This window comes from Streptococcus sp. 3613 (assembly GCF_013277375.1).
Lineage (GTDB): Bacteria > Bacillota > Bacilli > Lactobacillales > Streptococcaceae > Streptococcus > Streptococcus pseudopneumoniae.
Genome location: NZ_VMMV01000031.1, coordinates 39,145 through 47,573 on the forward strand (window position 1 = coordinate 39,145; position 8,429 = coordinate 47,573).

The 8,429-nt window shown below is 38.2% G+C and carries 9 protein-coding genes; all 9 read right to left on the reverse strand.

The window, feature by feature from the left end:
• The 9 genes from HT708_RS03940 to HT708_RS03975 all read right to left on the reverse strand — a co-directional run bounded on the left by HT708_RS03940 (position 1) and on the right by HT708_RS03975 (position 8,336).
• On the reverse strand, positions 1 to 918 hold the full coding sequence (locus HT708_RS03940) for a dihydrodipicolinate synthase family protein (protein WP_172926018.1): 918 nt from the start codon (positions 916 to 918) through the stop codon (positions 1 to 3).
• Positions 919 to 1,087: 169 nt separating this feature from the next.
• Entirely contained in the window at positions 1,088 to 1,732 is a 645-nt protein-coding gene (locus tag HT708_RS03945) for a YesL family protein (RefSeq protein ID WP_023936029.1), read from the reverse strand.
• 82 nt (positions 1,733 to 1,814) lie between these two features.
• Positions 1,815 to 2,009 carry a hypothetical protein gene (locus HT708_RS11735; RefSeq protein WP_001810112.1) on the reverse strand — a complete coding sequence of 65 codons (195 nt, stop codon included), beginning with the start codon at positions 2,007 to 2,009 and terminating at the stop codon, positions 1,815 to 1,817.
• Positions 2,010 to 2,042: 33 nt separating this feature from the next.
• Complete coding sequence (locus HT708_RS03950) at positions 2,043 to 2,387, reverse strand: hypothetical protein (protein ID WP_025170608.1); 345 nt, start codon at positions 2,385 to 2,387, stop codon at positions 2,043 to 2,045.
• 326 nt (positions 2,388 to 2,713) lie between these two features.
• Positions 2,714 to 3,166, reverse strand: coding sequence for a YhcH/YjgK/YiaL family protein (locus tag HT708_RS03955; protein ID WP_000575436.1), 453 nt, complete (start codon positions 3,164 to 3,166; stop codon positions 2,714 to 2,716).
• Between the two features lie 227 nt (positions 3,167 to 3,393).
• Positions 3,394 to 4,233 carry a carbohydrate ABC transporter permease gene (locus tag HT708_RS03960; protein WP_001192006.1) on the reverse strand — a complete coding sequence of 280 codons (840 nt, stop codon included), beginning with the start codon at positions 4,231 to 4,233 and terminating at the stop codon, positions 3,394 to 3,396.
• A 15-nt stretch (positions 4,234 to 4,248) separates the two neighbouring features.
• Complete coding sequence (locus HT708_RS03965; RefSeq protein WP_161802645.1) at positions 4,249 to 5,115, reverse strand: sugar ABC transporter permease; 867 nt, start codon at positions 5,113 to 5,115, stop codon at positions 4,249 to 4,251.
• A gap of 251 nt (positions 5,116 to 5,366) precedes the next feature.
• On the reverse strand, positions 5,367 to 6,695 hold the full coding sequence (locus HT708_RS03970; RefSeq protein ID WP_023936033.1) for an ABC transporter substrate-binding protein: 1,329 nt from the start codon (positions 6,693 to 6,695) through the stop codon (positions 5,367 to 5,369).
• 123 nt (positions 6,696 to 6,818) lie between these two features.
• The gene (locus HT708_RS03975; protein ID WP_031233535.1) at positions 6,819 to 8,336 is read right to left on the reverse strand and encodes a PTS transporter subunit EIIC; all 1,518 of its coding nucleotides are present in this window, start codon (positions 8,334 to 8,336) and stop codon (positions 6,819 to 6,821) included.
• Positions 8,337 to 8,429: the final 93 nt, after the last annotated feature.

Sequence of the window (8,429 nt, forward strand, 5' to 3'; positions counted from 1 at the left end):
TTAGAGGAAGCGCTCCTTGGTTTCACGAATCAAGGCTGCAGCTGCTTCTACAACTGGACGATCTTCTTCCGTTACTGGCGTCAATGGTGAACGAACAGAACCAATATTCAATCCTTCATTGATCTTCAAGACTTCTTTAATGACACCGTACATATTTCCATGTGCAGCAGTCAATTTACCAATGATAGCGTTGATAGCATACTGTAACTCACGCGCTGTTTCTAAATCTTTATCCGCAATCAACTGATTGAGTTTCAAGAAGAGTTCTGGCATAGCACCATAAGTACCACCGATACCAGCTTTGGCACCCATGAGGCGACCACCTAGGAACTGTTCATCTGGACCGTTAAAGACGATATGGTCTTCCCCACCAAGGCTGACAAAGGTTTGGATATCTTGAACTGGCATAGAAGAGTTCTTAACACCAATAACACGAGGATTTTTCAACATTTCAGTGTAAAGGCTTGGAGTCAAAGCAACCCCTGCCAATTGAGGAATGTTATAAATCACGTAGTCTGTATTTGGAGCTGCAGAACTGATATCGTTCCAGTATTTGGCAACTGAGTATTCAGGCAAGCGGAAGTAAATTGGTGGAATTGTTGCAATGGCATCTACTCCCAAGCTTTCAGCGTGGCGAGCCAGTTCCATACTATCTTTGGTATTGTTGCAAGCAACATGGGCAATAATAGTTAATTTACCTTTAGCAACTGCCATGACTTCTTCCAAAATCAACTTGCGGTCTTCTACACTTTGGTAGATACATTCACCAGAAGAACCATTGACATAAAGACCTTGAACACCTTTATCAATGAAGTATTGAACCAAGGCACGTGTACTCTCTGGACTTACTTCTCCTTGATCATCATAACATGCGTAGAAGGCTGGAATGACACCTTCGTATTTTTTCAAATCTGACATAGATTTTCTCCTATTATTTTTATTTTCTGCTAAAGCAGATTCTTTCTTTACTTCTTTAGTATACACTTTACCGAAAAGGCTTTCAATATCTTATAGACACTTAGATTTTAGTTTCTAGCTTATAGAATAGCGTTTGAAGCCTTTGAAAGTAGTTTCAGAAATAAGACTCCTATTGATATTTTGCGAAAATTTTCTCCATCAATCCAGTCTGGATAAAGACCAATAGTCCAAACCCAAAAAGTAGGAAGACTGAGCCACCTAAGAGTAGACTGAAGGCGGACAGATAAAGAACCATCACAATGAGGACAAGAATGGCTAACATGAGGAAGAACCAAGGAAAGTTAAAACTAGCCAACATCAATCCTTTTTGAAGAATTTCTTTCCAAGATAGGTCATAACGTGCCGCGATAGGGTAACTAGCCAGCATCACGATAGTAAGAAACATCAGAATACCTAAACAAATGGCTTTCAGCAATTGGAAGGGCAGAGCTGTTTGACCCCAGAAAAGATAGAGATCTGAAAGGGTAAGAAACACAATTCCTAACTCCATTAAACCCAGCTGAAGACCTAGTTTCAGATTTTGCTTGAAAGATCTTAGATAGATTTTAAAAACAGGCACCCGTCTGCTCTTCTTAATCTCAAACATGGTCTCGTAGAGGCTGATTTTAGCCACTCCAATCGTCACGATGGGCAAACAAGAGACGACAAAAAGAAGATTGGCTGTCACGATGTCCAAGACTTTCTCACTAAAACGCATGAGAAAGTTGTCTGTATCAAATGCTGCCTTGATAAGGCTTACTCCTTTTTGTGCCATGTTTGCTCCTCCATCATTTTTCTTTGTAAACTGTTTTCTTTTTTGTCAGTAAAGCTTTCATAAGTCCCTACCATGAACAAATCTATTTTTTCTTTTTTCTTTTGGACTTTTTTCTACTTTTATCTATGGACATATAATCTATATATATCCCGGACAGCGAAGCAATTAAAATAGTACTCCAAGTATGCTCATTAAATCCATCTAGCCCTCCACGGATTATCATTGCAAGCACTGTCCAAGCTAACATATTCAATAAAAAAATACAAAGTGCTTTCAATAAAAAAATACAAAGTGCTTTCATTCTCGCATTTTAAAAGTTTATACGACCATTGTTAGGGATTTTATCATGTGCATCCCAAGCTGCAGCAATATTGTAGGCAAAATTACCATATACATCAGCTACATTCACAGCTATTTGTAAAATCCATCCAGAAATCTTGGTCAATAATCCTACTCTTGCTGCTGCAGTTGCAGCTGCCCTACTTAAGATCGAGCGCGCCATACTAATACCATACTTAGCCGCATAAGTACCTAATTTTATGTATTTACCAATCAATCCAGTCACAATGCCCTTAATTATCCAAGCCATCTCATTAACTGTAATTCCCTTTCCATCTAAGAAACTAGCTCTTGCAGCATACTTAGAAGATACCATTTCTAGCAATTCAATTTTACGTTCATCTGATATGTCTGGATAGACTCCTTTGCTATCTTCCACCAAATCCTTAATTTCTTGTTCAGTTAGCAAGTAATTTTGAGATAATTTTGCATCTATTCGATCCATTTCTGACTGTATAGTTTGGATATGCGAGACTTCATTCGCATACACAATTGAAGGTAAAATATTACTCATTAGCAATAAACAGACTGACAAGAAGATACCAATTTTTAAATATTTTATTCTCATTTCTCTACCTCACAAAGATCAATTTCATGGTAGAGTATTATCAAAGCTTTACAAAAAAACAATTCATCCTATTTTTAATCAATTAAAATTTTAAACAAATACTTGCGAACTTGATCTTCCATACCTGCATAACCATTTGGTTGATGTGGCTCTCCTGGGAAGAAAATCGCAAAATTGTGATAACCCAATAAGAGTGGGTAGTGTTCATGACAATGGACAAAACCAATGTCACTTGCTTCGTCAAATGCTACTGCCTCGTCTTTGATACGTGAACCGTAGCTCGAATATTCATGCCCTTCTACCAACAAATGCAAGTCTGCATAGTTCTTGTGATGTTCAAACTGGTCATTTTCAGCTTTATTTAGGACATTTTCTTGAACAACTAGAAAGACCTTGTCACCATCAATATCATATTTTCCTAACTCGAATGAATCTTTACGATGTTCATAAAGATAATCAATTGCCTTGTCAAGATTGGGATGAATCCCTTTATAGAAGCTAATATTTTTCAAATCGTCAAAAATCATACTCTTTCCTTCGTTTCTGATAGTTAACTAAAACCATTCTTAAGTTGATAAGTGTCTGACAAAATCTCTAAGGTAAGCAAATACCCAACATTTTGTAGACACTTATAACCTCTATATTCTCTTATACTCAATGAAAATTGAAGAACAAACTAGGAAGCTAACCGCAGGCAATACTTAAGTATGGCAAGGTGACGCTGACCTAGTTTGCATTCGATTTTCGCAGAGTATTATCCTTTGACCGCTCCCATAGTAATCCCTTGTGTGAAGGATTTCTGGAAGACTAGGAAGACTGTTACAATTGGCACGGCAGCAAGGGCAGCTCCTGCCATAATCAAACCATAGTTGGTTGCCATTTCAGCCTGCATGGTCGCAACCCCAAGTGAGATGGTCAAATTGTTACGTGAAGTCAACATTACCAATTGCATGAAGTAGTCATTCCAAGTATTGATGAAGGTAAAGATTGCAAGGGCTGCAAACCCTGGTTTCACAATCGGGAAGGCTACGCTCCAGAAGGTACGAATCTCACCACAGCCATCAATCTTAGCTGATTCGAGCAATTCTGTAGGGATATTTTCACTGAATTGTTTCATGAGGAAGACCCCAAATGGCCATCCAATCAAAGGCAAAATAACTGCCCAAAGAGTGTCATGAATTCCCATGAAGTTGACGATACGTACCAATGGTACAAGGACAACTTGTTTTGGAAGCGCCATAGCAGCTATAAAGATAGCAAATAGAATGCGTTGACCATAGAAACGTTTTTTAGCCAATACATAACCTGCTAGAGATGAGGTTGCACAGACTAAGAACATGGTTACCAATGAGATAAATACTGAGTTCCACATCCATTGCAAGGCAGGGTTCTGCACCATAAGTTGTTGGAAGTTTTCCATGGTTGGCATTTTAGGGAACCATTGTGGCGGAATCATAATGGTATCAGGCTGTGACTTGAATGCCCCTGTCAAAATCCAGTAGAATGGAAAGATGAACAGCACAGTCAACAAGAGCAAAATGATTGTTGAAATAACAGTAAAGGCTGTTAATGGTTTTTTTTCTGTAGATTGCATAACTGTCTCCTTTCTTTAGTATTCTACGTCGTTTCCAAGTACTTTAAATTGAACAAAGCTTACGATCGCAATCATGACTGCCAAGAAGACACCAATGGTGTTGGCATAGCCGTATTCTGTCAATTGGAAGGCTTTTTCGTACAGGTAGTACATCAAGGTACTTGTTGAGTAGTTTGGACCACCAGATGTCAAAAGCTGAATCAAGGCGAAACACTGGAAGGAGTTAATTGTTGTGATGATTGCAATATAAAGAGTTGTTGGAAGAAGGCTTGGCCATTTAATCTTCCAGAAAACTTGAAACTCAGTTGCACCATCAACACGCGCCGCTTCAACCAGTGAATTATCAATATTCCCCATAGCAGCGATATAAAGGATGATGGGCTGACCAACTGAAGTGGTCAAGAGAATAATCATAATCGCCATCAATGCCCAGTGCTTATCACCAAGCCATGAAATGTTTTGAGTAATGATATGACTTGATTTAAGCACAAAGTTCAAGATACCTGATAGTGGATCATAGATCCATTTCCATACAACCGTTACGGCAACACTACCTGTTACAACAGGAAGGAAGAAGACAAAACGGTAGAAGGATCTGGCAATAGCATTTTGGTGATAGGTTTGCGATGCTACAAAGAGTGAGAATAGAACAACAACTGGCACAGATCCAATAACCAAAATAACTGTGTTAATCAGAGATTTTGCAAAGACAGGATCTTTAAACATACGGACATAGTTATCTAAGCCCACAAATTGGAAACTAGTCATAGAATAGTTAAAGAAACTTGTGATGAAGCCCATAATCATTGGTGCTAAAACAAAGATAATAAAGAAGAACAACACTGGTGCTAGGAAAGCATAGGAAATCACTGTTTCCCGCATACGAATTTTATTGACTTTCACAGTCGGCACCTCTCTTTCAAATAGAATAATTTTTTGACTTTCTTGAACTGTTTTAAAATCAAAATGAAATTTTTTATGATTCGCTTATGTAAGAACTTCATTTTAATTTCGTGACAGTTTCTTACATTTTAAACAAAAGCCCCCTTTTCTTACACTATCTGTGTAGAGGGAAAAGGGGGTATACACTCTTAGCTTCTTTAAAAAACTACTTTTTATAGAATAACTAAGGACTATTGTTTCATAGCTTTTTTGATTGTTTCGTTCGCTTTTTCAGTGAAGGCTTTCAAAGCGTCCGCTGGTTTTTCGTCACCATTTGATACAGATTGCAACATTGGGAACCAAAGTGTTCTCATTTCAGCAAATCCATCAATAGTGTTGTAGTATGGTGAGTAGTATTGAGTCCAGCCGCTGATTGTTTCCATGCGTTTGTCTTCATAAAGTTTTCCAAATGAAGTACGGACTGGGAAAGCACCTGTACGAACTACGTCTTTAGGTCCCCACTCTTTGTCATCTGCGATAAACTGGATGAATTTCTTAGATGCAGCGACTTTCTTGTCGTCTTTATTGTTGAATACTGCAAATCCGTTTACAAGGTATTCAAGAGCTGGTTTACCTTCGTCTGATGGGAATGGTACTTCTACTACTTCTACCTTACTTGCTTCTAACAGTTTAGCTTGGATACCATTTTGAGCTGGTGCCCAAAGGGTTGTGTAAGATGTTTGACCGTTGGCAAAGTTTTGGATATCTGCCCCACCGTCAAATTGTGAACCATTATTGAGCAAATTGTCTTTAATCCAGCCAGTTGCTTTTTCAAGACCTTTGACGAATTTAGGATCATCAGTTGTATATTTGCTAACTTTTTCATCTGTTACAGAACCGCTATAAAGGTTAGAGATAAAGGCACGTGTTCCTTGGTCTCCCCCTTGACCAGAACTGAACAATGAACCTGGTGTGTAGCCCTTGTCTTTGAGTGCTTTCAATACTTTTTCAAAATCATCAGTTGTCCAACCTTCTTTTACAAGGTTTGCCACTCCAGCATCTTCTAGCATTTTCTTGTTCATTGCCATGTAGAATGGGGCAGAACTAATTGGATACATGTAAGCCTTGTCTCCAGCTTTACTTGCTTGTATGATGTTTTCGTTATTGACATCTTTAACAAATTCATCTGTGAAAAGGTCGTTCAACTCAGCCAATTTACCATTTTTACCGTATTGGATGATACGTCCTGGTGCGTCAAAGAGTACGTCCGGAGCTGTTCCTGCTTCGATGGCTGTTGTGATTTTTTCAGGGCCTGACTTGAAGTCGATGGTTTCCAATTTCACTTTTACATCTGGATTTGCTTTTTCAAACGCTTCGATGATTGATTTTTCATAAGTTCCAACACCGTCACCAGCTTTTTCTTGGGTAAATACTGGGAATGCCCACCAAGTGATTTCTGTTTTGGCACCGTCACCACCTGATTTACCAGCATCTTTATTTCCGCCAGAATTGCCACAAGCAGCAAGACCAAGAACCGCAGCACCCGCAAGTACTGTACAAGCTAATTTTCTAAATTTCATTTGTATTCTCCTATTTTATAAGCGTATCCAACTTGGATAATGAGTTCTTTGCATTTATATACGTTTTCATTTTTTCCTACTCATCAATCACTCTCCTCTATTTTTTATTAAGTCAGTAAGTACTTAATCATCTACACCTAAAATTTCATTAATACTATTTTTATATAAGATTGCTTTTGCTCCATAGATTGCTTGAATGCCACCCTTCACTTCTAAGACATCAACTGCACCAATTTGTTTTAAAAGTGCTTTATCAACTTGATTAACTTCTTTTACAGCTACACGTAAACGTGTCACACAAGCATCTACATCTTCTATATTATTTGATCCACCCAAGGCTCTGATAATTTGTAGGCTATCCTGTTTTAAATGATCCGCAGTATTTGAAGTTGAATCTGCGGATTCAGAAATTTCTTTAGAATCTACTTCTTCTCCTCTTCCTGGCGTTAGAACGTTGAATTGAGTAATGAACCATCTAAAAATAATATAATACAAAACACTCCAAATAAGTCCAAATGGAATCTGAAGAACCCAATTCGTCTTAGCGTTCCCCTGCAAAATTCCAAATAAAGTGAAATCGATTACACCTCCTGAAAATGTGTTTCCTATTGAAATATTTAAGATGTCTGCAATAAAGAAGCTGACACCATCAAGGAATGCGTGAACAACATATAGAACCGGACTGACGAATAGAAACATAAATTCAATTGGTTCTGTAATACCGGTAATAAAAGATGTTAAAGCAACTCCAAAAAACAAACCCGCGTATTTTTTACGACGATTCTTAGGAACACTATGGTACATCGCTAAACAGGCAGCCGGTAAACCGAACATCATTGTTGAGAAACGACCTGCAAAAAACCTTGTTCCTTCTGTAAATAATCCAGAATGAGCCGAATCGGCTAATTGAGCAAAAAATATTTTTTGAGCTCCAACCACTGTTTGTCCTGCAACAGTTTCAACACCACCAAGTTCAGTATACCAAAACATAGGATAAATCATATGATGTAAGCCTACTGCTCCAGAAAGTCTCATTAAAAATCCATATAGAAAAGTTCCAATTGGACCTGCCTGAGAAATATATCCACCTGTAGAAACAAGAAGTTGTTGGAAAGGTGGCCAAATAACAAAGAAGACAAAGCCAATTAAGATAGAAGAGAACGATGTAACAATAGGAACGAAGCGTGAACCTCCAAAGAATCCTAAAGCGGAAGGTAATTGAATATTGCTATATCGGTTGTGCAAATATACGGCAACTATTCCGACAACTAATGCTCCAATAACTCCAGTATCAATTGCAGATCCTTCTGCCATAAAAAGTTTTACCAGAGCTTTGATCGTTGCAGTCATAACTAAGTAACCAGTTACTCCTGCTAACGCAGCGGTTCCTTTATCTCGTTTCGCTAAGCCAATACATAATCCCACACAGAGAAGTAGTGACAAGTTACTGAATACAACCTCTCCTGCAGAGCTCATTACTTGGAATATCGATTGAAAAATACTATTGTCTAGTATTGGATAAGTTGCTATCGTGGTTGGGTTTGAAAGTGCACCACCAATCCCCAAAAGTAGACCTGCTGCAGGAAGTATAGCTATAGGCAACATAAAAGCTTTTCCAACTTTTTGTAAAACTTTAAATATAAAACTCCCCCCTCACATCTTATTTAAGACCAGCAACGAAGCGTTCTGTAATCTCTTTTGGTCTAGTAATAGCGCCACCAACAACGATGCCTC